The organism is Prosthecobacter sp. SYSU 5D2, assembly GCF_039655865.1.
Classification (GTDB): domain Bacteria; phylum Verrucomicrobiota; class Verrucomicrobiia; order Verrucomicrobiales; family Verrucomicrobiaceae; genus Prosthecobacter.
Genome location: NZ_JBBYXL010000019.1, coordinates 12,805 through 37,681 on the forward strand (window position 1 = coordinate 12,805; position 24,877 = coordinate 37,681).

The window sequence follows — 24,877 nt, forward strand, 5'->3', positions numbered from 1 at the left end:
TTTTTTTACAACGTGGACACCACCCTGCCTGACATTACCTGCCCCGCTGATCTCAAAGCCCTGCCGCTGGAAAAGCTGCCTGCGCTTGTTGAAAAGATCCGCGCCACACTCATTGAAACGCTCAGCCTCACGGGTGGACATCTCGGTCCCAATCTCGGAGTCGTGGAGCTGACCATCGCGATGCACCGGGTGTTTGACACGCCGAAGGACAAATTTGTCTTCGATGTGGCCCACCAGGGCTATGTGCACAAGATGCTGACGGGCCGCTGGGACAAGATCCACACCATCCGCCAGTATGAGGGGCTGAACGGCTTCCTGCTGCGCAGCGAAAGCGAGCATGACTGCTACGGTGCCGGGCACGCAGGCACCTCCCTCGGTGCCGCACTCGGAATGGCCTCCGCGCGGGATCTTAAAGGCACGGATGAACATGTGGTCTGCGTGGCCGGTGATGCCGCCTTCACTTGCGGGCCGGTCTTTGAGGCGTTGAACAACATCTCCTCCCACACGAAGCGGCTTATCACAGTGCTCAATGACAACGAGTGGAGCATTGACAAAAACGTCGGCGCTATCGCCAAGTATTTTAATACCATCGCCACCCACCCCGGCTTTGCGAATCTGCATGACAAGGCGGCCAAGTTTGTCGAATTTGTCCTCGGCGACGGTGCCCGCAAGCTGGCCGAGCGCGTGGAAAATTCCGCCAAAGGCCTGCTGCTTCCGCAGAGCGAAGGTCCGCACAACCGCAGTACGCTGTTTGAGGAATTTGGCATCCGCTACTACGGCCCCATCAATGGCCATGACCTGCCGCTGCTGATCCAGACGTTTGAGTTTCTCAAGACCCAGAACGAGCCGGTGATTCTCCACATCCTCACGGAGAAGGGCAGGGGATACAAACCTGCTCTGGAAGATCCCGGCAAGTTTCATGGACTAGGCAAATACAACATTGAGACCGGTGAGGTACAGGCCACGGACAAGCCTACCTATTCGCAGATCTATGCGCGCACGGTCACAGACTTTGCCAAAGAGGACCTCAAAATTGTCGCCATCACGGCGGCGATGCCCGGTGGCACGGGCCTGATGGCTTTTAAAAAGGAGATTCCGGAGCGTTACTTTGATGTCGGCATTGCGGAGGAGCACGCCGCCCTGTTTGCCTGCGGCATGGCGGTTCAGGGGCTGAAGCCCTTCCTGACCATTTATTCCACCTTCATGCAGCGTGCGGTGGACATGATCCTGCATGACATGGCCATCCAGCACCTGCCCGTCCGCCTTTGCATGGACCGCGGCGGCCTGAGCGGCGATGACGGCCCCACCCATCACGGCCTCTTTGACATCGCCTATCTGCGCGGCATCCCCGGTCTCGTCCACATGCAGCCCAAGGATGAGGACGAGTTTGTGGACATGCTCTGGACCATGGCCAATTACGACAAGGGACCCATCGCCATCCGTTATCCTCGAGGCAACGGTCCAGGTGTCACTCCCAAGACCACGCCACGCATTCTGGAAATCGGCCAGGCCGAGGTGGTGGCGGACGGCACGGACATCGCCCTCATCGCCCTGGGGGACATGTTTGCCACGGCGGAGCAGGCCAAAAAGATCCTGGAAGAAAAAGGGTATTCTGTGGCCCTCATCAACCCCCGCTGGATCAAGCCGCTGGATACTGCCGTCATCGAAACCTACGCCAAAAAGGTGAAGGTGGTGTGCACCCTGGAAGACCACGTGCTGATGAACGGCTTCGGCTGCGCGGTCATGGAACAGCTCTCCACCGCCGGCATCCCCACCCCCGTGGTTCGCATCGGCTGGCCAGATGAATTTGTCGAGCACGGCACCCCCGCCATCTTACGTTCAAAACATGGACTGACTGTGGATGCCACAGTTGAAAAAGTGCTTTCGAAGCTGGGGTGATTTGTGAGTGTGGTCAGACCTCTTGTTAGGCTGGAGGTGTCTTCGGGGAAGGGCATGACCTTGGCCGGGCGGGGTGGATGGGTCATGCATCCTGTTAGGCTGTCAGGTGGCTTCGGGGAAGAGCGGCATCGCGCCCGAGCGCTTCCTGCTGCACTCCGGGACGCTCTGCGCGGCAAGTGGATCTGCGAAGGCACGGAGCGTCCCGGAGTGCGGAACAGAAAGGCAGGACGCAAGTCCTTTGCCTCGGCAGTCGCTGTCATTGATACCACGCATGCTCGTTGATGGCCGGGCATGCGTGGTTTAAAAAATCCTGGGTCAGGCCCAGAGATTCTCAGGATAGGCACCGGCGGCGACGAGTGCGCGGATGCTGGCGACGACGTCGGCTTTGTCTTCAGGATACGTGACGCCGAACCAGGAGTCGTTGGATTCCAGGACTTTGACGTCGGCCTTGCCATCGCGGATCAGGACGTCCACTTCCTTGGGCACGTAGCATTCGGCTTTCATGTCGCTGCCGTTTTCCTGGAGGAACTGGGTGAAGGCGGCGCGCAGGTGGCCGAAGATGTCCGGCGTGAATCCGAAGAAGTTCATGGACACCACTTCCTCGCCGGTGAGGGCCTGGGGCGGGTCGGTTTCGCGGTTTTCGGCACCGGTGGGCGTGCGGAAGATCTTGGTCATTTCGGTGACGGAACTGAGCATGCCATCCGCACCGCGGGTGCAGACGCCACGGGCCACGCTACCGTGATCTGAGAGGGTGTTCTTCAAATAGAAACCGACCATGGAGTAGTGGCTCTTGCCGTCCGCCGGGCGTTCCGCCATCAGGTCCGCACCGATTTTGGCAAAGGCATCGCGACCGTAAAAGTCATCCGCATTGATCATCAGGAAGGGCTCGTTCACCACGCTCTCAGCAGCGAGCACGGCGTGGGCCGTGCCCCAGGGCTTGGTGCGGCCTTCCGGCACGGTAAAGCCTGCGGGCAGGTCGTTGATGTCCTGAAAGGCGTAGTCCACGGCGATGCGGTCGCCATACTTGCTGCCGATCTGGCTGCGGAACTGCTCTTCAAAGTCGCGCCGGATCACGAAGACCACCTTGCCAAAACCGGCGCGGATGGCGTCAAACACCGAGTAATCCAACACCACCTCGCCGGAGGGGCCCATGGCATCGAGCTGTTTAAGACCGCCGTAACGGCTGCCCATGCCGGCAGCGAGGATGAGAAGGGTGGGTTTCATCGAGAGTGGAGTGAGGAGAAAAGGAGTTTTTTGAAGTGAAGGCACGCACTCATGGACAGGCCATGCGGTGCGTCAACTGGCCTTGCGGCAACTTTGTCTATACGCGGCAGGCGGGCCGGGTGCGTGTGGCGGGTGGCTAGTTCAGCTTCCAGAGCTTTTTGTCACTGCGGATGTACACCGCGCCGTCGCTGATGGCCGGAGTGCTGAGGATGGTGTCCTTCAGCTCCACGCTGTGGATCACCTCGCCCTCCTTGGCGGTGGTGTCCACGACCTGGAAGTCACCGCGCTCGCTGGCGATGTAAATGTATTTTCCAGCAGCCACCGGGGAGCCGCTGATGGGCCCTTTGAGCCGCAGTTTCCAGGCTTCATCGCCCGTGGCGGTGCTGGCCTGGATGAGCACGCCGCTGTTGTTCAGCACATAGATGGCATCGCCAATGACCACGGGACTGCCGGTGCCGGGCTTCAGGCCGGAGGCGCGCCAGAGCTGGGAGGCGGCACCCTTTTCCGGCACCAGGGCCGTCAGGCCGTTGGAGGGGACATAAATGGCCGCCTGGGTCACGGCGGAGCTGGGAATGGTGGAGGCACCATCGGTGTAATCCCACACCACCTCGCCCGTGCGCGGGCGGATGCCGGTGAGGCCCTTGCTGGACTGCAGCGCCACCACGTCTTGATAAACCACGGCGCTGGTCCAGTTGGCCGCTTTGGGCCGCTCCATCTTCCAGCGGTTTTTACCGGTGGTCACGTCGATGCCCACGGCCAGGGATTCGCTGTCGTTCTCGCTCTGCACCACCAGCGTCTCATCCGCCACCACGGGGGAGGAGGACATGCCGAGGCTGTTGCTGGCGTTGGCGTAATCATACGTTAGGCCGCGCAGCCAGAGGAGGTTCCCGGCCAGGTCAAAGGCGAAGAGGTCATTGGAGGAATACAGGGCAAAGACGCGCTCGCCATCGCTGCACATGGTGGCGGCGGCGACGTTGGTTTTGTTATGCGACATGGTGCGGCCCGTGGCCTTCATCACGCGCTCCCATACCTTTTTGCCATCGGCCGCATTGAAGCAAAAGACGTGCAGATTGGACTGGTCCGGGCCGCTCGCGCAGGTGAGAAAAATCTTCCCGCCCACCACAATGGGGCTGCTGAGGCCACGCCCCGGCAGGTCCGCGCTCCAGGCCACAGCCAGCTTCGGACCGGGGGCGGCTTCGGTTGAGACAGCGGAGCCGTTCGGCCCGCGAAACTGCGGCCAGTCGGCGGCGAAGGCTGAATGCCGAATTCCGAATGACGAAAGCAGAAGGGCGGCGGAGAGGATGGAGAAACAAGGTTTCATAACGGGAACAGGGGAGTCAGGGGTGGAAAGTAATGAGGCCGATAAAACTGAGGACGATGAAGCCAAAGGCGGCCCACTTGCCGCGGACACTGAGATGCCACCGCTCATGAGACAGGCCCCAGCCCCAGTGAAAGTGCAGCAGGCCTGCCACACCGAGATAGATGCAGGCGACACACACGCCGGGCACTCCGCCGATGGTGGGCAGAGTCTTGGCTGGCAGCACCGTCTTGCCAATGAAGATGGCCGTGAGGGAATATAGACCGATCATGCCCGGAATGAGATGGCCCATGAAAAAGCGGGTGGATGGCCCGCCATCCGGCGGCCCAAACAGCTCCATGATGATCATGAGGAAACCTTTCATATAGGGCAAAGGATCATCTCTGACGGGTGATGAGGACGGACAGGAAAGCGACCAGGAAGACGAGACCGGAATAGAGAGCCGCTTTTTTGAAGCCTGCCGCGCGGGCCCAATGCCGATGGGAATATCCCCAGACCCAGTGGAAGTGCAGCCAGGCAGCCCCTGCCAGATAAGTGAGGGCCAGAAACCCGCCCGCCATGCCAGTAAACACTTCCGCCCTTCTGGCAGAGAACGCTCCGCGGCGGCCCAAGGGGAGCAGGCTCTCTCCGGTTAACAGGGCAGAGCCGGCGTAAAGGAAAAGCGCAGCGGGCAGGATGCCGCCTAACAGCCATTGCTTCAACGATTGCCACTGGGGGTCAGACATGGCCGCGTAAGCTTACTCCAGTTCCTTGAGCTGGATGTGGCGGTATTCCATCTGGCCGCGGTCGCCCTCCACACCGATGGGGCCGGTGGCGGGCAGCGCCAGGGCGGCTTCCAGGACCTCGCCATTGCATGTGCAGTGGGCCACGCCGTCCTTCACCGTCACCTCGATCTGGTTCCAGTCCTGCGGTTTGTAGGCCTTCAGCGCCGTGTAGGGACCGGCCACCAGGTAGTCGCGGCACTGGAGCTGCGGCTTGCGGATGAAGATGCCGCTGTCGGCATTGACCCCGGCGCGGAATTGCATCTTCAGGATGAAGTTTTTCGGGAACTCCTGCACCGTGTAAAACTGGCCCGTGAGCTTGTCCATCTCCGTGGGAAAGCTGACGGTGAGAATGCCGTCCTTGGCGAAGTAACGGCCCACCTCGCCAGCCTCCGTCTTGCCGTCAAAGGTCTCCAAGATCTTGCCCGGATTCGGGTTGTCCTTTTTGGTCTTTTCACGGAAGCACCAGCCGCTGAGGTCCTTGCCGTTGAACAGGCTGACAAAGCCCGGCTCCGGCGTGAAGTCCTCAGCTTGAGAGGTGATGGTGGAAAGAAGGCCAATGGCCAGGAGGGGAAGAAGATGGCGGAGTTTCATGATTGGGTGGGGATGGAGATGGGTGACAAGTGAAGGGTAAATGTGTGCAGAGTCTTTTTACACCCGGCGAGGCTGGCGGGTGCGGAAGGCGCGGACTTCGGGGTCAAGGAGCAGCAGGTAAGCGGTGATGGCGGACGCCAAGGCGGCGCTCAGCAAAAAGACCCACTCCGTGCTCTGTTCTGGATGCTGCCATTGGACGGCTGCAGCCAGCAGCGAGACCAGGAAGAGAAGCACGGCTGTCCAGCCCAGGGCGAGCTGGATGAACATGACCCTGAAGATGCCATAAAACGCCAGCAGGATGCCGAATGGAAATTGAATCCAGGCGTTCCAATATGCCCAACCTGTACGGGACAGGCCTACCCAAAGATCGAGAGAGCCGATCACGCTGACACATGTGGCTGCGATGAACAGTTTGAGGCGGGGCATGGGACGCTCATTCATGTCAGGCAGGAGGCTAGAGGTCAGTCTTTGGCCTTCGCCACCAGGGCCGTCCCGGTGGCATCGCAGACGCGGAGCTGGAACTGCCATTCGACGGTCCATTGCTCCGTCTGCTCGTTCTGGCAGCACTTCACCAGGATGGCATTTTTGCCTTTTTTCAGCCTAACAGGAAGTTTGTATTGGTCCAGCTTCGCCCCGCGATGGTACTCATCGCGGGCGAAGAGGAGCTCGCCATTGAGCCAGACTTTCCAGCCGTTTTTGCAGCCCAGGCGGATCTGCGCGTCGCGCTCCTCGGCGGAGTCAAATTCGCTGTAGGCATAGCCGGTCACCTCCTTCAGCATCGTGAAGGGTTTGTTAAAATCAATCATGCCGTACTCATCCTGGCTGGTGAAGGCGGTCCACTTCGCGTCGGCATTTTTGCCGGGATAGACGGCGTCCAGATTGATCTCCTTTTCTGGCGGAAACACCGTGTCAAAACCCTGGCGCTCTACATTTGTGAAGGGGGCGATGAGCTTCCAGTCCATGATGAAACCGAAGTGCTTCGGCAGGTCCACGGGCCGTTCCAGGTCCTTCAGTTTCTTGGCCAGGTCCTTGATCTGGTCCTCATCGCGGGCGCTGTTCATGGCCTGCTGATAGGCGGCGATGGCGGCGTCTTTTTTGTCCTGGGCCAGGGCTTCATCCCCCGTCTCCAGCAGCCGGGACACCGGGTGCCGGCGCAGCTCGCTGCTCGGGTCCTCCAGCAGACCCGGCGTGATTTTTTCCGCCAGCGCCGGCTCCGCCTGTTGGATCAGGTCAAAGGCCACCACCCGCGCCGCCGGGCTGTTTTTCGTGTCCTGCAGAAAAGCCTGCACCGCCGCCACCGGCAGTTTTTTCGCCGCCACCGCCCGCTCCGCGATGACGCCCACCGCCGCCCGCAGCCAGTTTTCCGCCAGCGGATTCGCCCCGTTCATGGCCGCCAGTACCTCCGGCAGCGTCGCTGGGTCCGCCTGCGTCAGCTCCTGCCACGCCGCCGTGGCCGCTTCATTCCCCGCCCCCTCCCGGTCCACCGCGCGGATGCTTTCCAGCGGCGTCTTCAGCGTCGCGGCCAGAGCCAGGACTGGACAGGAAAGCAGGAGGCAGAGCAAAAGCGGTTTCTTCATGAGCATGAGCATGGACAGGGGATGAGCTTGAAAGGGAATCAGATGAACGCTCCCTAACCGCACTCCGTTTCGCTGTCTGATGCTTTGTTGAAAAAATCTGGGGTGGGTGGGGGGGGACCTGTTGTGTCCCTTGCTCACCTCAGACACGCATATCGCTCGCTAGCGAATCTAACGTGGCACTTTCTTTGTGTTTCTGAGTCGAAATTGCGCTTCCCAACTCAACCTTTACTTTGTTTTCGGCGCACTCCTGCCTATAGATGGTGGTTGACGTTCGGCTAACAATAAAAACAATCTCATTCCAATAATGACCCTCACTGAATATGCCCAACTGGGTGATGCCCTTGGTGGCATATTAGGCACCATTGTCGCATTTGCCTCAGTCGCGTTTGTTTATTATGCGTATCGAGAGCAGGTTAGATCGAATGACCAAATGAGGATTTTTCAGATTGAGCAGCGACTTCGAGCCGACATTGACAGCTTACGCTCTGATCTCTCAGAGTTGCACTATCATCTAGACGCCGATAGTGACGGAAAGACTCTAACCGTTCGTTATACGGGTAGAGCGGCCATAGAGACGTTTGCTGAACACTTCTCCCAATCTGCCTCTCATGATGACCTTGTGGGTGATGTATTCTTTCAGGACCTATATTTCTTTATTGGAAGAGTTGATACCACCTACTCTCGAATAATCAGTGCAACGGTGGACCCCGAGACGAAACATGAATTGATCCGTGATCTGGCATTTTTATATTCCAGCAGGTGTTTAAAGGGCATGACATTACTTCGGGTCTTCAGCGATACAGGGAGGATGAAGCTTACAGTAACCAGTTCTGGAATAACAATGGCTGACCACCTCAACGTCATCTTGAGATTTCATGACCAGATTTCGAAAGAAATACAGAAACGAATGGTCTGATAAGGGACGAGCAAAACGCCCTCTAACCGCGATCCGTTTCGCTGTCTGGCGCTTTGTTGAAACAGCATGGGGAAAACCCGGGGAAGGGGATGCCTACCGTTCCAATGATGACCTTTTGGGATCTTGTTTCGCCGCCGCCTCCTGGACAAACATTTGGGGATTAAAGGTGGGCAGTTCCATGGGACCCAATGCCGAGCGGGAGGTGAGCATCAGGACCATCTCCCGGATGGCGGCCAGCAGGAGGCTGCCGCTGTTGAACTTCACCAGGTCTTCCTCCTTGGCTTTGTCGAAATCGGGATGCACCTGAAACCTGCCCTGCACCGCCACCCGTCCTCGATACCGGGCTTTCTTTTCAGCCTCCGGCTGGAAGCTCACTTCCAAAAAGCTGTGCCAAAGGTCCTCATGCTTCTCCGGCTTGGCGAACTTGAGGTCAAAGGAATAGCTTTCCTCCTCCGGAGAGCCGGCATCTTCGATCGTTTCAATGCTGATCACCGTGAAGACATGCTGACGCAGTTGAATGGGGCTGAGCATGGGCGGATGAGTGAAGGCTGGAGTTTTCAGGCTAACGCAAGAGGTGAATCCCAGCAGGGGTTTGGACTGGATTTCCGGGCGGGCGCACGGCCTGTCTGGCGCTGCACCACGGCGGCCTTGACCTGCCAGCCAAGCTTCCAGGTCTCCGTGAAACCTTGGCTCTTCACCACAGCCATGGGCAGGTGAAACCTTTGGAATCCGGCCTCAAGTGCAGGCGTCAGCGCTCTCCGAAGGGCCTGGTCATTCGCCTCGGTCTGAACCAGGAGCCCGAGTTCCCAGCGCTTGATGCTGGCAATGCCGAGGCCTGTCTGCGCGGCCAGGTCTGCCTGGCTCCAGCCTTTCTGTTTGCGGGCGGCAATGATCTCTCCGCCCGTCATCAGCCCGGCGTGCTCCTGATAGGCTTTCAAGGTACTCTTCCTGAGGCCTTCTATCTGAGCGTCCGTCAGGATGGCGAAGCCGCACTGGGAGCATTCCTGGCAGCCGGTCTCCACGCTCAGGATCTGTCCACGAAACTCCTGCGGCATCACACGGGTGACTGCCCGCCAGACAGCCTTTTCCCCGCAGCCCGGGCACTCTTCGGCCAGTTTCTGCTCCCGCACTTCGCGGCGGTGGGTGATCGTTACTTTCATGATGATGATGCTTCTTTGGATCTGGACCCCTGCGGTGGGACTCAGCGTTTCGGACGGTCTTCGTGACAGTCCAGATGATAATACGTTTCGTTACGAATGCCGAACTTCAGATACATCCGGCGCTGGGCAGAAGGGCTGTCCCATGCATAGGCAAACAACTCCAGGCCCTGAAAACCGCGCTCATACGAGCGCTGAGGCGGTCTCCCACCGGCATAACAACTGGCTGGACCGGCTGCCTGGATCTCGTGCAGGAACCCAAAAATGGCATCCCAGTAGTCCCCCACCGATGTGAAACCCAGTTCGTCGAGATCAGCACTCACATGCTTTTCGGCGATCGCAGCATACTTGCCGTTGTCGAGCGCTTTGATGGCCTCCCGGACCTTGGCGACAACGGTTTTCGGCGTTGGCAGATGGCTTGACATTGATGGCAGTTATTTTCATGCGGCAACCTCCTTGGTATCACATGATACCAAAAAGCAAGGATTTGTCATCCCGCAAATCGGAAAAGAAATTTCAGCGCTCACACTAGAGGATACATCCAAGCAACTGGCGCGGGTCAGCGCAAGATGGTTCTGAGAAGCGCCCGCCGATTTCCCTCAGTAGGCCCCGCAGACCAAGATTGACGTCCGGGCCGGAATTGTGTCTCATTCAGGGTTATTCCTATGAAACGCTTCCTGACCCTCCTCATGCTGGCATTGGCAACGGCCCTGGTGGCGCACGCGGACCCAGCGCCGGAGCGGCTGCCGTTTGGCGCGCGGCCTGAGACGGAGGAGATCGTCTTCAAGGCGACGGTGGATGCCACGGATGACTTGGTGATCTATAATGGCAAGCTGCACATCGAGCATGTGGCCCGGAACAAACCGCACACGATGACGGTCAACGGGGAGGCCTGGGAACCCTCCTGGGAGGGGAGCACATCGAGCTCTTATGCCCGGTTCAAACCCAAGCTTCGCTCCCTCAAAGACGTCGTGGCGAAGGTGGAGCTCATCCAGGGCCGGGGTGAGGCCGTCATTCAGGAACAGCCCACGAAAGAGAACAAGTACCGGCTGGTGGTGCGGATCACGGATGGCGGACCGGCGGCGGCGGAAGCGGAGGTGAAGATTGTGCTGGAGGCGAAGGAAAAATGAGGAGGGGGAAGGGGAGGCGAGGTGGGCTGCCATCGCCTCATCCGAAACGTCCGCCCCAACGTGTTCCGCGAAATTCACCGCCCCTCCCCCATGAAGACGCCCCTCTTAAGCGCCTGCAGGCTGACGTTGACCCTGCTCCTCCTCGGCAGCGGCCAGATGCGGGCGGAGGACATCACGGTGTATGAATGCATCAAGCAGGGCGAGGCGGTGACGGCGGGCAAAGAGCTGGCCGTCTTCACGACGGGCGGGAAGAGCCTGATGACCCTGTACCAGGATTTTCAGAAGACCTCATGGACGGCGGAGCCGTTTTACGGACCGGTGATTCCCTACCTGTTCAAGGACTCGACAGGCCGGCTGTTCATTGTGCATTTTGAGTTCAAGGAAGGGCACCCGGTCTTTGGGGAGGGATTTCGCTTTGCCATCGCCCCCCTGACGACCGTGAAGGGTGCCAGGCGTGGGTACAGGGGCTCACCCTACAACGGCAGCAGCGTGACGGATGAAGGTTTGCTGAAGCAGTTGCGCGATCTGTCCGTGAAGAGGCCGTGACAGACAGCAAGCTGCCAGGCAGAATCCGGGGTGGAGGGCCTAACGGGAGGTGTGACAAAGGGGGCCGTGGGGCCAGGGCCATTCAGATGCGGGCGGGAGCGCCCGCGCTCCGCCATCACTTCCGAAGCTCGTAGGCTTTCATCCAGTCGAGGGCTTGGCCGGCTTCGGCGGCGGTGACGAACTGCTCGATCTCGGGGCGGGTGATCTGGGGATGGTCGGCGAGGAGCTGGCGGTAGATTTTGGCAAACTGGCGGGCGCCGGCTTTGAAGCAGGACTCCGTATCCCCCTCCGCAAAGGCGACTTTGGCGCTGCCGAGCATGAAGGCGCGCAGGAGGTGCTCCTCGGTGCCGGGGGCCACCTTTTTCACGTGGTCCAGCCAGCCGGAGACCGGGTCTTCCGGGATGTTGATGGGGAAGTAGGGGGTCTGTTTCAGATAAGCCAGCACGGCGGCGGCGGCCTGCTCCCCATTCTCAGAAAAGGGGTCTTTCAAATAGTCATCCACCAGCTCACGGATGTGCGTGCGCAGGGAGGGGTCTTTTAAAAGCTGGAAGACGAGCCCCACGACCTGCTTCATGGATTCCTCCCCGGCATCGCCGGTGGCGGCAGGGCGCATATGACGGATGGTGATGATGTGGTCTTCCAGAGCGGTGATGCCCACCCACTGGCGCACCACGGCCTCCTCGCTGCCGGCATCGGAGTAGCCAATGCGCGTGGCGGTGATGATGCGGGTGGCGATGGGTAGGGACTGTTTTTGCCAGAGGTCCAGCTCGCCGCCGACGAGTTCGCCGGTATTGAGGTTCTTGTAGCGGCCGTTTTTGATCATGGTCTCCATGTCCCGGACGACGATATCCATCTCCGTCATCAGACGCGCCTGGATGTCTGCCACCGTGGACAGGGAGGATTCGGATTTGAACAGAAAGAGATCCAGCCGCCCCTGCTCATCCAGGTTTTCGTAGCGCAGCAAGACTCCGTTGTCCTCGTAGTCAAAGTGGCCCACAAAGCGGTAGCCGCCCAGCATGGGGGGGAAGGCGAGCTGGGTGGGGCCGTGCTTCCAGGGGCGGGCGTCCGTGGTGGGGGGCGTCCAGCGGCCTTTCGGTTCCTCAGCCGCAGGCAGGGCGGAAAGGCCGGCCAGGAGGGCCAGCAGGGTGCATGTCAGGTATTTTTGGGGGAAATTCATCACAGGGATGTTGCGTTGCGCTCCGGTTTGATGCAATGCCAAACCGGGGCATGTTTCATGTCTCTTTGTCTCTGTCTGTGTCTTGACCTTACGTCTGGCGGATTCGTCAGCGTTTGGGCATTTTCCTGCTCTTGACTCGGGGCTTCTGCCGCCGAACTACTTGGCTTCACTTTTTCTCCCCTTTTCCACCCAATGCCCCGCCGACTCAGCTACCGCCACGCCATCCGTGAAGCCCTGGACGAAGAAATCGCCCGCGATCCCATGGTCGTCGTCATGGGGGAGGAAGTCGCCCAGTACAATGGGGCGTATAAAGTGACGGAAGGCATGTGGGAAAAATGGGGCGACAAACGCCTCGTGGACACCCCCATCAGCGAGGCCGGCTTCATCGGCATGGGCGTCGGCGCCTCCATGCTCGGCGTGCGCCCCGTCATGGAGCTCATGTTCTGGAGCTTTTACACCGTCGCCTGGGACCAGATCGTCAATAACGCCGCCATGGTCCGCTACATGTCCGGTGGCAAGATCAACTGCCCCATCGTTATCCGCGGCCCCGCCAATGGCGGCACCGGCGTGGGCGCCACCCACAGCCATACCCCGGAAAACATCATGGCCAATTTCCCCGGCATGAAGTGCGTGGTCCCCAGCAATGCCTACGATGCCAAAGGCCTGATGAAAGCCGCCATCCGCGACAATGACCCGGTCATGTTCATGGAGAGCACCAAGCTGTATGGCGAGGAGTGGGACGTGCCGTCCAATGACGAGCTGCCCAATGGCGAGCTCTTCATCCCCCTCGGCCTCGCCGATGTGAAGCGCGAGGGCACAGACATCTCCCTCATCGCCCACGGCCGCGCCGTCATCACCTGCCTGGAGGCGGCGCAGATCCTGGAAGAGGAGCACGGCATCAGCGCCGAGGTGGTGGACATCCGCACCATCCGCCCCCTGGATGAGGAGACCATTTTAAACTCCGTCTCCAAGACCCACCGCGCCATCTATGTGGAGGAGGGCAAGCCCTTCTGCGGCATCGGCGCCCAGATCGCCTACACCATCCAGGCACAGATTTTTGACGAGCTGGACGCCCCCGTCCTCCGCGTCAACAGCCTGGACTCCCCGGCCATCTACAGCCCGCCCCTGGAGGCCATCCAGCTCCCCACGGCGGATGTTATCGTCGCCAAAGCGCTGTCCATCTGCTGATTCATTCGCGCCCTGTTCATCCCTTTTTTAACGCTCTCTTCCTGCCATGCCCAAAATCATCGAAATGCCCAAACTGAGTGACACCATGACCGAGGGCACCCTCGCCAAATGGACCGTCAAAGAGGGCGACAAGGTCACCACGGGACAGACCATCGCCGATGTCGAAACCGACAAGGCCACCATGGAATACGCCAGTCCCTTTGACGGCACCTTTCTCAAAATCATCGTCCAGGCCGGGTCCAAAGTCCCCCTGAACAGCCCCATCGCCGTCATCCTGGGCGAGGACGAAGAAGCCCCCGCCAACCTGGACGAGCTCATCGCCAAAGCCCAGGCTGATGCCGCCCCCGTCGCCAAGCCAGAGAAGCCTAAAGCCGGTGCCGCCGGCGGCAAAAAAGCCGTCTCCGCCCCCGGCCCGCGCCTGCCCACCGCCCCGCAGCCCGCCCGCCGCGCCGTCATGGCTGGAGCCCGCGTCAAGGCCTCCCCCCTGGCCCGCAAGATCGCCGAAGAAAAAGGCGTGGACCTCACCGCCCTCCAGGGAAGCGGCCCCGGCGGCCGCATCATCCGGGCTGATGTGGAGAGCGCCCCTGTCGGCGGAGCCTCCGCCGGCCGCGGCCTCCCCGCCACCCCCGCCATCCGCCCCACCTATGGTGACGAGGACGAGCGCGTGCCCACCAGCTCCATGCGCAACATCATCGCGGAGCGCCTCCTCGCCTCCAAGACCCAGATCCCCCACTTCTACCTCCAGATGGAAGTGGACGCCGGCCCGCTCATGGACTTCCGCGCGCATCTGAACGCCACCAACGAAAAAACCGGCGGCAACAAATACACCGTCAACGACTTCATCCTCAAAGCCGTCATCCGCGCCGCCCAGGCCCACCCTGCCATCAATGCCGCCTGGGATGGGGATGCCATCGTCAAATTCAAATCCGTCGGCCTCAGCGTCGCCATCGCCATTGAGGACGGCCTCGTCACCCCCGTCATCAAGCAGGCCGAGAAAAAGACCCTCCTGGAGCTCAGCCAGGGCGTCAAAGACCTCGCCGGGAAAGCCAAAAACAAAAAGCTCAGCCCGGATGACTTCGCCGGCGGCACCATCACCGTCTCCAACCTCGGTGCCTACGGCATTGACCAGTTCGCCGCCATCATCAACCCGCCCCAGGCCGCCATCGTCGCCATCGGCAGCATCCGCAAAGCCCCCGTCGTCAACGACAAAGGCCAGATCGTCGTCGGCCAGCGCATGTGGGTCGGCCTCAGCGGCGACCACCGCGTCGTGGACGGCGCCGTCGCCGCCACCTTCCTGGCGGAGATGCGCAAGCTCATCGAAAGCCCCGCCCTCATGCTGGTCTGACCGAGCCCGGTGCGCCGGATTTGCCTCAGCCTCATCGCTTCCTCAAGAACCCCGGTCCCCCGACCGGGGTTTTTTGTGCAGTACGGTGGCCACTCCTGGCCGCCAAGTTGGTCAAGGGTCAAGGGGCAAAAGGTCAAGGCGGCTTCCGTGCGCTGCCGCCCGGTCGCCCGAATTTCACCCCCTGCCCAACTTCCCCTTTCCAAGTGCCCAAGATGCGATAAAATCCACCCCTGTTCCACAGACGAACGCACCAGGAGAGGTGGTCGAGTGGTTTATGGCTCCAGTCTTGAAAACTGGCGTGGGGTAATTCCCACCGTGGGTTCGAATCCCACCCTCTCCGCCATTCTTCGCCGACCTTGGGAGGTGAAGAATGCCCTCCGAAGCTCGAAGAGCGAAGGACGGGCTGATCTTCTCCCGCCCGGCTACGAATGGCACGCCAACGATGAAATTCGAAATATGATGTACTACGTCTATCTGATCCGCAGCCAGGTGGACGCCAACCAAGTTTACACAGGATTCACCGAAAATCTGCGGCAGAGGCTGCTGGATCACAATGCAGGAAAGTCCGTTCATACCAAGAAATACCTGCCCTGGACTCTGGAAACTTACCTTGCTTTTTCAGATCGAAATCAGGCGTTGGAATTTGAGCGTTACCTCAAAACAGGCTCGGGCATTGCATTTGCCAAAAAGCGGCTGCGCCCATCTCAGACAAAGTCTTTGAAAATGGAGAATTTAGAGAGGTGATTTAGAGGTTGGAAAGGTCCACCGCCACCTTGATATTATTAGAATTTCAGGTGTTTCATGGCCGATTTGCCAACAGGCTGAGGGAATGCGTTCTTGCTCGGCTGGGGGCAGTCAGGCAGGCGGTACAGAGGGTGGCGAGGCCGGGCAGGGAATTGGCAGGATTCCTCTCCTTGGGGAGGGATGCATTAATGGGAGACTTTTCGGCGGTGGAAAGCCGGGGGTGGGGCGGGGCGTATGTTTGGGTCTCATGCACGTTCACCAACGCCTTGTCTCTCTGGATGCGTTCCGGGGTTTTATCATGCTGATGATGGTGTCATCGGGGTTTGGGCTGGTGCAGATGGCCAAGGGGTATCCAGAGTCGGCGGGGTGGCAGGCGGTGGCTTTTCAGCTTTCGCATGTGGAGTGGGCCGGGTGTGCGCTGTGGGATCTGATCCAGCCGGCGTTTATGTTCATGGTAGGGATGGCGGTGCTGCTGTCCATGATGCGGAGGAAGCAGGAGGGGCAGGGCTTTGCCAAACGGGGCTTCCATGCGCTGCTGCGGGCGGTGGCGCTGGTGCTGCTGGGGGTGCTGCTGGCGACGAGGGCAGGGGACGGGCAGACGAACTGGATCTTTACGAATGTGCTGGCTCAGATCGGCCTGGGGTATGTGTTTCTGTTTGTGCTGGCGTCGCTTGGCTGGGAGTATTGTGCGGCGGCGGTGGTGGTGATTTTGGTGGGGGACTGGTACTGGTTTTTCCAGCATCCGGTGACGGTGACAGAGGAGGCGCTGGCGGCGGCGGGGGCAAATGCGGGGGAGGTGCTGCCGGGGCGGTTCATCCACTGGAGCAAGCATGTGAACGTGGCGGCGGAATTTGACCGCTGGCTGCTGAATCTGCTGCCGCGCGGGGAGCCGTTTGTGACGAATGCGGGGGGCTATACGACAATGAATTTTGTGCCGGCGCTGGCGACGATGCTGCTGGGGGCGGTGACGGGGGAGAGGCTGATGCGGAGCGGGCGGACGCATGGGCAGCGGGCGGCGGGTCTGCTGATCGCGGGTGTGGTGTGCCTGCTGGTGGGGACGGTGATGGGCTTTGTGGCGGTGCCGGTGGTGAAGCGGATCTGGACGCCGTCCTGGGTGATGTTCAGCGGCGGGTGGGTGCTGATGATGCTGGCGGCTTTTTACTGGCTGGTGGAGGTGGCGGGCTGGCGGCGGCTGGTCTTTCCGCTGGTGGTGGTGGGAATGAACAGCCTGTTCATCTATGTGATGCACAGCCTGGCGGCGGGATGGATTTTGACGACGCTGAAGACGCACGCGGGGGCGGAGCTCTTCGGCGGTTCCTGGGGGCCGGTATGGGAAAGATGCAGTGTGCTGGCGGTGCTGTGGCTGCTATGCTTTTGGTTATACCGCCAGCGGGCGTTTTTGCGGTTGTGAAGTGGATCTCGGCGGTTGGGCTTGGGGTTAAAGGCTTAGGTGTCGTAGATTTATGATGTGCCGGAGGTGAGAATAGGGCGGGGCTTTTGATTTAAAGGTTGTTTTTTGTAACTCGGGAGGCAGGTGTCAGGTAATAGGGGGTGAACTGACCTCTTTTTTCTGTCCGCCCACCCCTGATATGATTTCTGACTTTTCTGATGTGACCTGCGGCCAGGTGGCTGGCCGAGCAGCCATTGAATCTGCCTGTGTGCGTGCCTGTGCCGGTGAGTGGGTGATGCGGACGGGCGGGGTGCTGGGGCGGCGGGTGGGCGGGACGTTGATGGGGCGGATGCTGCTGCTGCTGATGATGATGATGGGGACGGGGACGGTGCTGGCGGGGCGGACGGATGTGGAGCCGCCGCAGTTCACGGAGGATTTTGGCGTGGTAGTGAAGGTGCTGCCAAATGGGAATTATGTGGTGACGACGCCGAAGCATTTTGACGGGCTTTTCAGTCTGGTGGGGGCGGTTTACCTGTACGATGGGGCGACGAATGGGCTGATCAGTGCGCTGTATGGGGAGGGGGTGGGCACGGGCGGGGTGGAAGTTCTGTCCAACGGTCACTTTGTGGTGCTGAGCCCGGAGTGGGGGGCGGGGCGCGGGGCGGTGACGTGGGTAAATGGGGTTACGGGACTGAATGCGGAAGTGAGCGCGGAAAATTCCCTGGTGGGCCGGGAGGACAGTGAGGATGCGGTGGGCAGCGGCGGGCTGACGGGGCTGGGCAATGGCAGCTATGTGGTGCTGAGCCCCTGGTGGAATGAGGCGCGCGGGGCGGTGACGTGGGGCAGCGGCACGGCGGGGGTGAAGGGCGTGGCGGGGGAGGGGAATTCCCTGGTGGGCGCGGTGGAGGGGGACCGCGTGGGCAGCCGGGGGGTGAAGCTGCTGGCAAACGGGAACTATGTGGTGCAGAGCCCGGACTGGAATGACTGGCGCGGGGCGGCGACCTGGGGCAGCCGGACCACCGGGGTGAAGGGCGAGGTCAGCGAGGCGAATTCACTGGTGGGCAACGCCCTCAGCTTTGAGGTGGGCCGGCATGTGATCCCGCTGAGCAACGGCCACTACGTGGTGAGCTCGCCGGACTGGAACGAAACACGCGGGGCGGTGACGTGGGGGAACGGCACGACGGGGGTGACCGGGGCGGTGAGCGCGGCCAATTCCCTGGTGGGTACGGAGGAGGGGGACATGATCGGCTGGGGCTATGATCTTGTACTGGGGGAGGACATGATTGGCCTGGTGGTGCCGCTGAGCAACGGCCACTATGTGGTGGGCAGTCCGGGCTGGAACCAGACCCGGGGGGCGGCGACATGGGTGAACGGGAACACGGGGGCGACGGGACCGGTGACGGCGGCCAATTCTCTCGTCGGGACATGGGGGGCAAGTTATTGGGGGGGGAGGGATGGAGACCGGGTTGGGCAGACCATCACGGCGCTGAGCAACGGCCACTATGTGGTGGGCAGCCCGAACTGGGGCTCCAACCGCGGTGCGGCTACCTGGGGGAATGGCGGCACTGGGCGCACCGGGACTGTGACGGAGGCCAACTCGCTGGTGGGGGAACGGGCGTGGGAGTATGACAAGAATGATGTGATTGTTGAAACGGGCGACCGTGTGGGCGAGTCGGTCAAGGCGCTGACCACCGGCCACTATGTGGTGGGCAGTCCGCGCTGGAACTTTAACCGCGGGGCGGCGACCTGGGGCAACGGCCAGACGGGCACAGTGGGGACGGTGACGGCGGCGAATTCGCTGACGGGGGAGATGCCGGGGGAGGTTGACCCGAATGAGGATGTCCTGTCTGGGGGCGACCAGGTGGGCAGCCAGGCGGTGGCGCTGGCCGGCGGGCACTATGTGGTGGGCAGTCCGAACTGGCACAACGGACGCGGGGCGGCGACGTGGCGCACGGGCACGGGAACGACGGCAGCTGTGGTCTCGGCGGCAAATTCCCTGGTGGGCAGCCGTGAGGCTTTCCGTGATGATGAGCTCGGGATTGATACGCCAGGGGATGAGGTGGGCCTGCATCTGCGGGCGCTGGCCAGCGGCCCTTATCTGGTGTTCAGCCCGAACTGGAACCAGCGGCGTGGGGCGGTGACCTGGGGCAGCGGGACGGCGGGTGTGAGCGGTGTGGTGGGGGCGGTGAATTCCCTGGTGGGCAGCCGCGCTGGGGACCGGGTGGGCCTGGCCGAGCAGCCCTTTTATATCGTTGAGGACGACTACCCTGTGGACCGGCTGCTGCCCATGGTGGAGGAGCTGGCCGGGGGTGGTTTTGTGGTGGGCAGCTCGCAGTGGTGGCAGGGGCGCGGCGCGGCGACGTGGGGCAGCGCGACGGGCGGCGTCACGGGGGAGATTTCGCTTTTGAATTCCATCATGGGCATCAATGAGGGATATCTGGGATGGGATGAATGGGAGTCTGAAAGGTATCTCGGGGGAGATGCCCTGGGCACGCAGGTGAACGCGCTGCCGGGGGGCGGTTATGTGGTGGTCAGAGAACACACCGAGCATACGGACGGTGCTACGGTGATCTTTGGGGACAAGGACGGGGCGGTGAGCGGCAGTCTGGACCAGCTGGAGGAAATGTCGGAGGCCGTGGCGGGACCTGCTAGCGGCGGGCTGTGGAAGCAGGTGCCGGAGTACAATGCGGTGCACGGGGACCTGCTCATCGGGAATCCCGGGTACAACCGCGTGAGCCGGCTGACGTATGAGCCGAAGGCGCTGACGCTGGTGGAAAGAAATGAGGCGACGGCGGAGGTGGGCGTGCCTTTTTCCTGGCCGGTGCTGACGAGGAATGTTACGAGTTTTGAGATGTCAGGACTGCCGGAAGGGCTGGATTATGATCCGGCCAGCGGGGTGATTTCGGGCACACCGGCGGAGGCGGGTTTGTTTGAGGTGCAGATTGCCGGCAGGAACGGCAACAACCAGCCGACGGGCTACCTGTATCTGCGGGTGACGGTGCCGCTGGCGGTGGCAGTGGATGCGCCGGACCGGGTGTGGACGACATCGCCAGACGCGCCCTGGTTTGGCCAGGATGATCTCACCTCCGACGGGGTGGATGCGGCACGCAGCGGGCCCGTCAGATCTTATGGCAGCACGTGGATGGAGACGACGGTCACCGGGCCGTGCTTCCTATATTTTAAATGGCGTGTGTCCTCGCGAGAAGACCGTGATTTTCTGGATTTCAAGGTGGATGGAAGGGTGTGGCACAGCTTGTCCGGCACGGACGGGACGGTCTGGAGAAGCCTGAGCGGCCACATCCCCCCGGGCAGCCATGTGCTGCGCTGGGAGTATGAGAACGATGGCGGCGGCAGCGATGGCGAGGATGCCGGGTGGGTGGATGAGATTGTGCTGACCCCGGTGGCGGGGCCGGTGATCACCAGTGCGTCGTCGCTAGTGGTGGAGAGGGGCGTGCCCTTCAGCTACACGATCACCACGCACACGGAGGCGGATTTGTTCACCTCGGCGGAGCTGCCGGAGGGCCTGGTGCTGGACCCTGCCACGGGCGTGATCTCCGGGACGACCCTGGTGGGGGAGGAGGAGTTTTCCATCTTCCTCGGTGCCAGGAATGAGGACGGGTGGTCGCCGCCCTTTTACCTGAAACTGAACGTGCTGGAGCCCATCGGCCCGGTGGTGAATGTGCAGGGATCCGGCCTGGTGTGGAACCGGGGTGGAAATTCGTCCTGGTCTAGGGGCCTGGCTGACAATGAGCCTCACGCCGTCAGTGGCAATAAAGGAGAATCCTGGATCGAAACCACGGTGACAGGCCCGGGCATCCTGACTTTCCAGTGGATGGCGGAAAACGTCAGCTATGGAGAAAGATTTCAGCTCACGGTCGGCGGGGTGGAAATGGCTGTGCTAAGGGGCACGAGCGATGGCTGGCGGGCGGCCAAGGTGGCCATCCCGGCTGGGGTGCAGGTGCTGCGGTGGACTTACCTGCCGTGGCAGGACGGGCCTGGAAACTGGGCTCTCCGACCGCATCATGGAACCGCAGCACTGGATCACGTGGCTTTTGAGGCCACTTCGGCACCGTTCATCTCCAATGAGCTGGCTCTGACGGCTGTGCCGCGGGTGCCCTTCACCCACACGGTGACTGTGGCCAACGGGCCGGCGGTTTTTTCCGCCAGCGGTCTGCCGGACGGGCTGGAGATGGATGCCAGCACAGGGGTGATCTCCGGCACGGCCGTCACAGCGGGCCTATACGCGGTGGAAGTGACCCTGGGCAACGGCGTTGAGAGCCGCTCGGAGACTCTGCAATTGACGGTGGAGCCTGATCTGGGAGAGGTCCTGGATGCGCCTGAACTGGTGTGGCAGACCGACGGCACGGGCTGGGGTACGGCAGGGGCCAAATGGTTCGGCCAGACTGTGACCGTGGATGAGACGCCCTCCGCCGCACAGGCAGGTGCGCTGGATTACCCATGGAGCAGCGGTAACGCAACGATGCGGACGACGGTGACCGGGCCGGGGACCGTAACATTCAAATGGAAGAAGAGCGGGCTTGGCAGTCAGCTTCTGTTCACCATTCTGGATGCTTCCGGAAAATTTTTCGATGGAGCTGACATTCCTCCAGGGCAAGAACGCGACTGGGAGGTCTCCCGCACTTTTGAGTTGCTGCCTGGAGAGCATCTTCTGCGTTGGGCGTATTATAACGGTAGTCCAGGCACTGCGGCCTGGGTGGATGAAGTGACCTTTGTGCCTGATCTGAGACCGTGGATCATCAGCGCCACCGAGGTGCGGGCCGAGGTAGGAACCGCTATCAGCCATGCCATCACGACAACGTCAGAGGCGACCTCCTTTGCGGCCACCGGCCTGCCGGAAGGCCTGGTGCTGGATGCGGAGACGGGGATGATGACCGGCGCGGTGGCGGAGCCAGGGGTTTATGAGGTGACCCTCACGGCCGTCAATGAAGCGGGGGAAAAGGCCACGACGCTCACGCTGCATGTCTTTCCTCAGATCGGGCAGGCCCTGAACGCGCCGGGCCTTGTGTGGACGCGCGGCGGGAATTCGTTCTGGTTTGACCAGACGGAGGTCTCATTTGCCGACGGCACGGCGGCGCAGACCGGCGCGAATGGTGAAACATGGATGGAAACCACCCTGACGGGGCCGGGTACGCTGTTCTTTAAATGGAAGACGGTGGATGCCTGGCAACTAGATCGCCTGAGTGTGACGCTGGACGGGGAGGAGACCGGTACGGTGCCGTCCCTGCGGGGAACAACTGAATGGGAGACGGTGGCGATGGAGATCCCGCCAGGGACGCACACGGTCCGCTGGTCCTATGGATTGTACTGGGTGCACGATCACTATGGGGTAGGCTGGCTGGATGAGGTGGACTTTACGCCGAGCCTGGCGCCGCACATCAGCAGTGCGCTGGAGGTGCAGGCGCTGCGCGGGCAGGCTTTTGAATACACGGTGACAACCAGCAGCGTAGCGCAGACCCTGGCGGCCACCGGACTGCCTGCGGGCCTAACTTTTAATGCGGGCACGGGTCTGATCTCCGGCACTCCCTCCCAGTCGGGCCTTTTTGAGGTGGCCCTGTCGGCGACAAACGGGGAGGGCACGACTGCGGCCACCCTGAAACTGAAAGTGACCATCCCGATCGGCGTGGCGGTGAATGCACTCGGCCTGGTGTGGACGAGCGGCGGTGACCTGCCCTGGGTGGGCCAGGCGGCGCTGAGTCCGGATGGCGAGGCCGCGCAGAGCGGGGCGCTGGGCGATGAGGAGGAGAGCTGGGTGGAGACGACGGTGGTGGGCCCGGCCACGGTCTCCTTTCACTGGCGCGTCTCGTCCGAAAGAGACTATGACAAGCTGAGCTTCACCCTGGACGGCAGCACGCAAAAAAGCATCTCCGGTTTGAGCAATGGCTGGCAGGAGGAGGAGTATGAACTGGCGGAAGGTACGCACACGCTGCGCTGGACCTATGCCAAGGATGACGGTGCGGCGCGCGGGGACGATGCCGCGTGGCTGGACCAGGTGCGCGTGGACTATGTGCAGCCGGAGCTGGTGGTGCGCCAGGACGACAACCCGCTGGCCTATGGCAGCGCCGTGGTGAACTTTGGCCCGGTGGTGCTGGAGCAGAGCCAGGAGGTGACGCTGACTCTGCACAATGGGGGCGAGCTGCCGCTGACGGACATCGTGGCGGAGCTGGATGGCACGGAGGCGGGAACTTATACGATTGTGACGCCGCCGGATGCGGAGCTGGAGGCCGGGGAGCAAACCTTTGTGACGGTGCGCTTTGCTCCGCAGACGGCCGGGGCCCACACGGCGACTCTGGGCCTGGCCAGCAACGATCCGCAGCGGAACCCGTTTTTCATCACCCTGTCCGGGACGGGCAAGCTGCCGGACATCGGTGGCGGCGACGGCAGGCCGGTGATCAGCCCGCTGGTGCTGTCAGACACTTTGGTGGGAACGCAGGTCAGCCTGGCCCTGAGCGCCTCCAACAGCCCGACGAAGTGGACGGTTAAGGGCCTGCCGAAGGGCCTGAAGTGGAACGCGAAGACCCTGATGATCGAAGGCGTGCCGACGACGCCGAAGTACAACAAGGACGGTAGCATCGCTCCGTATGCGGTGACCCTGAGCGCGGCCAACGCCAAGGGCACCGGGCCTGCGCTCGCTCTGAACTGGAGCATCCTGCCGCTGCCGGATGAGGTGGTGGGGACCTTCCAGGCCCTGGTGCAGCGGGACGCGGACGTGGGTGACGGCCTGGGTGGCTGGCTGACGGCCAGCATCACCACGAAGGGCACGGTTTCTGGAAAAATCATGCTGGGAGCGGAGAAGCTGTCCTTCAAAGGCACGGTGACAGTGGGGGCTAACAATGCGGTCAGCTTCACCAGCACGGCGGCGCGCAAAAAACCGCTGGCGGCTTACAGTGTAGAGTTTGGCTTCAATGAGGATCATACCATCGCAGGTGCCCTGAAGGATGGAGAAGAGGGGGCTGATATGAACGGATGGCGGAACACCTGGCACGCAAAGGACAATCCGGTCCCCGAGCCCCATCTCGGCCGCGTGAACCTGCTGGCCGACCTCAGCGGTGCGCCCTGGACGGATACGGAAAATATGACCCGGGTGCCGCAGGGGATCAGCTATTCCGCGCTGACGCTGAAAAACAACGGCCAGGCTGCCTGGGCCGGTGTACTGGCGGACGGCAGCAAGCTGACCGGCAGCACCCTGCTGGGGCCTGATTTTGATGTGGCTCTGTGGGCCAACCTTTATAAAGGCCAGGGGTCGGTGATCATGGAGGGCAGGCTGAGTGAAACGGCCGCGCTCACCGGCACCGGTTCCTGGATTAAGAATCCTCAGGAAAAGCCGCTGGTCTATGCCGCCGGGTTCGGTGCCGATGAGGCCGGCCCCGTCACGCTGACGGTGGCGGGCGGCGCCTGGTCACCCGCGAAGGGTGCCACGGTGCTGGGCCTGCAATATAATTCCGCCAGCCCGGCGCCCAATCTGTGGCTGACCTTTGAAAACGGCGGCCTGGAGCTGAGCGCGATGATGCTGACCGCCCTGCCTGTGACGGTGAATGACAAGAACAAGGCCGCAGTGCCGAATTTCAAGGTGTCGCCCGCTTTGAATCCCGGCAAGGCGGTCGTGAAAATCACCGCCGCCACTGGCCTGGCCTCAGGCACCTTCACCCTGACGGATGCCAATCCGGAAAAGGCGGGCAAGACCCTCGCCCGCAAGGTGAAATTCTCCGGGATGCTGGTTCCCGGCCTGGGCGATGACCTGGCCGCCGGCGGTCATTTCCTGCTGAAGCAACTGGCCGTTCCCGGTGCCACTCCGCCCACCACCCTCAAAACCGCCCCCACCCTCTCCGGTCGCATGCTCCTGCTGACAGTGGATCCGGCGGTGGTGGATGAGAATTGATGGCTTGGCCCGTT

20 protein-coding genes and 1 tRNA gene are annotated in these 24,877 nt (G+C 61.6%); 10 read left to right on the forward strand and 11 right to left on the reverse strand.

The window, feature by feature from the left end:
* The first annotated feature begins 12 nt into the window (after positions 1-12).
* On the forward strand, positions 13-1,899 hold the full coding sequence (gene dxs / locus WJU23_RS23215) for a 1-deoxy-D-xylulose-5-phosphate synthase (protein WP_346335025.1): 1,887 nt from the start codon (positions 13-15) through the stop codon (positions 1,897-1,899).
* Between the two features lie 315 nt (positions 1,900-2,214).
* Here the strand turns inward: dxs and WJU23_RS23220 are convergent, their stop codons facing one another.
* The 7 genes from WJU23_RS23220 to WJU23_RS23250 all read right to left on the reverse strand — a co-directional run bounded on the left by WJU23_RS23220 (position 2,215) and on the right by WJU23_RS23250 (position 7,373).
* Positions 2,215-3,123: a sugar phosphate nucleotidyltransferase gene (locus tag WJU23_RS23220; RefSeq protein WP_346335026.1), complete on the reverse strand. Its 909-nt coding sequence runs from the start codon at positions 3,121-3,123 to the stop codon at positions 2,215-2,217.
* A 136-nt stretch (positions 3,124-3,259) separates the two neighbouring features.
* The gene (locus tag WJU23_RS23225) at positions 3,260-4,444 is read right to left on the reverse strand and encodes a PQQ-binding-like beta-propeller repeat protein (protein ID WP_346335027.1); all 1,185 of its coding nucleotides are present in this window, start codon (positions 4,442-4,444) and stop codon (positions 3,260-3,262) included.
* Between the two features lie 16 nt (positions 4,445-4,460).
* A complete protein-coding gene (locus WJU23_RS23230; RefSeq protein WP_346335028.1) occupies positions 4,461-4,805 on the reverse strand; it encodes a hypothetical protein in 345 nt (114 codons plus the stop codon).
* A gap of 13 nt (positions 4,806-4,818) precedes the next feature.
* A complete protein-coding gene (locus tag WJU23_RS23235) occupies positions 4,819-5,166 on the reverse strand; it encodes a hypothetical protein (RefSeq protein WP_346335029.1) in 348 nt (115 codons plus the stop codon).
* 12 nt (positions 5,167-5,178) lie between these two features.
* Positions 5,179-5,796, reverse strand: coding sequence for a DUF1080 domain-containing protein (locus WJU23_RS23240; protein ID WP_346335030.1), 618 nt, complete (start codon positions 5,794-5,796; stop codon positions 5,179-5,181).
* 57 nt (positions 5,797-5,853) lie between these two features.
* Complete coding sequence (locus WJU23_RS23245; protein WP_346335031.1) at positions 5,854-6,237, reverse strand: hypothetical protein; 384 nt, start codon at positions 6,235-6,237, stop codon at positions 5,854-5,856.
* A gap of 20 nt (positions 6,238-6,257) precedes the next feature.
* On the reverse strand, positions 6,258-7,373 hold the full coding sequence (locus tag WJU23_RS23250; protein WP_346335032.1) for a hypothetical protein: 1,116 nt from the start codon (positions 7,371-7,373) through the stop codon (positions 6,258-6,260).
* Between the two features lie 304 nt (positions 7,374-7,677).
* Between WJU23_RS23250 and WJU23_RS23255 the strand changes: the two genes are divergently transcribed.
* Complete coding sequence (locus WJU23_RS23255; protein WP_346335033.1) at positions 7,678-8,289, forward strand: hypothetical protein; 612 nt, start codon at positions 7,678-7,680, stop codon at positions 8,287-8,289.
* Between the two features lie 93 nt (positions 8,290-8,382).
* Here WJU23_RS23255 and WJU23_RS23260 read toward each other — a convergent pair whose 3' ends face one another.
* The 3 genes from WJU23_RS23260 to WJU23_RS23270 are packed head-to-tail and all read right to left on the reverse strand — an operon-like array spanning position 8,383 to position 9,871.
* Positions 8,383-8,820 (reverse strand): hypothetical protein, encoded by a 438-nt coding sequence (locus WJU23_RS23260; RefSeq protein WP_346335034.1) that lies wholly within the window; start codon positions 8,818-8,820, stop codon positions 8,383-8,385.
* 26 nt (positions 8,821-8,846) lie between these two features.
* Entirely contained in the window at positions 8,847-9,449 is a 603-nt protein-coding gene (locus WJU23_RS23265) for a type II TA system antitoxin MqsA family protein (protein ID WP_346335035.1), read from the reverse strand.
* Between the two features lie 41 nt (positions 9,450-9,490).
* A complete protein-coding gene (locus WJU23_RS23270) occupies positions 9,491-9,871 on the reverse strand; it encodes a hypothetical protein (RefSeq protein ID WP_346335036.1) in 381 nt (126 codons plus the stop codon).
* Between the two features lie 240 nt (positions 9,872-10,111).
* Here WJU23_RS23270 and WJU23_RS23275 point away from each other — a divergent pair, with 240 nt between their 5' ends.
* Together WJU23_RS23275 and WJU23_RS23280 are read left to right on the forward strand one after the other, a co-directional pair.
* A complete protein-coding gene (locus WJU23_RS23275; RefSeq protein WP_346335037.1) occupies positions 10,112-10,576 on the forward strand; it encodes a hypothetical protein in 465 nt (154 codons plus the stop codon).
* 90 nt (positions 10,577-10,666) lie between these two features.
* Positions 10,667-11,122: a hypothetical protein gene (locus tag WJU23_RS23280; RefSeq protein WP_346335038.1), complete on the forward strand. Its 456-nt coding sequence runs from the start codon at positions 10,667-10,669 to the stop codon at positions 11,120-11,122.
* Positions 11,123-11,237: 115 nt separating this feature from the next.
* Here the strand turns inward: WJU23_RS23280 and WJU23_RS23285 are convergent, their stop codons facing one another.
* Positions 11,238-12,299, reverse strand: a complete 1,062-nt coding sequence (locus WJU23_RS23285) for a hypothetical protein (RefSeq protein WP_346335039.1) — start codon at positions 12,297-12,299, stop codon at positions 11,238-11,240.
* Positions 12,300-12,491: 192 nt separating this feature from the next.
* On the opposite strand from WJU23_RS23285, the gene WJU23_RS23290 reads away from it, so the two are divergent.
* From WJU23_RS23290 to WJU23_RS23315, 6 genes are all read left to right on the forward strand, one after another.
* Positions 12,492-13,487 carry an alpha-ketoacid dehydrogenase subunit beta gene (locus tag WJU23_RS23290; RefSeq protein ID WP_346335040.1) on the forward strand — a complete coding sequence of 332 codons (996 nt, stop codon included), beginning with the start codon at positions 12,492-12,494 and terminating at the stop codon, positions 13,485-13,487.
* Positions 13,488-13,533: 46 nt separating this feature from the next.
* Positions 13,534-14,832, forward strand: a complete 1,299-nt coding sequence (locus WJU23_RS23295) for a pyruvate dehydrogenase complex dihydrolipoamide acetyltransferase (RefSeq protein ID WP_346335041.1) — start codon at positions 13,534-13,536, stop codon at positions 14,830-14,832.
* Between the two features lie 253 nt (positions 14,833-15,085).
* A tRNA-Ser gene (locus WJU23_RS23300) sits at positions 15,086-15,175 on the forward strand.
* Positions 15,148-15,576: a GIY-YIG nuclease family protein gene (locus WJU23_RS23305; RefSeq protein ID WP_346335042.1), complete on the forward strand. Its 429-nt coding sequence runs from the start codon at positions 15,148-15,150 to the stop codon at positions 15,574-15,576. The genes WJU23_RS23300 and WJU23_RS23305 overlap by 28 nt, the downstream gene beginning before the upstream one ends.
* Before the next feature lie 247 nt (positions 15,577-15,823).
* Positions 15,824-16,987, forward strand: coding sequence for a heparan-alpha-glucosaminide N-acetyltransferase domain-containing protein (locus WJU23_RS23310; RefSeq protein WP_346335043.1), 1,164 nt, complete (start codon positions 15,824-15,826; stop codon positions 16,985-16,987).
* Positions 16,988-17,165: 178 nt separating this feature from the next.
* Entirely contained in the window at positions 17,166-24,863 is a 7,698-nt protein-coding gene (locus WJU23_RS23315; protein ID WP_346335044.1) for a putative Ig domain-containing protein, read from the forward strand.
* The last annotated feature ends 14 nt before the right edge of the window (positions 24,864-24,877 follow it).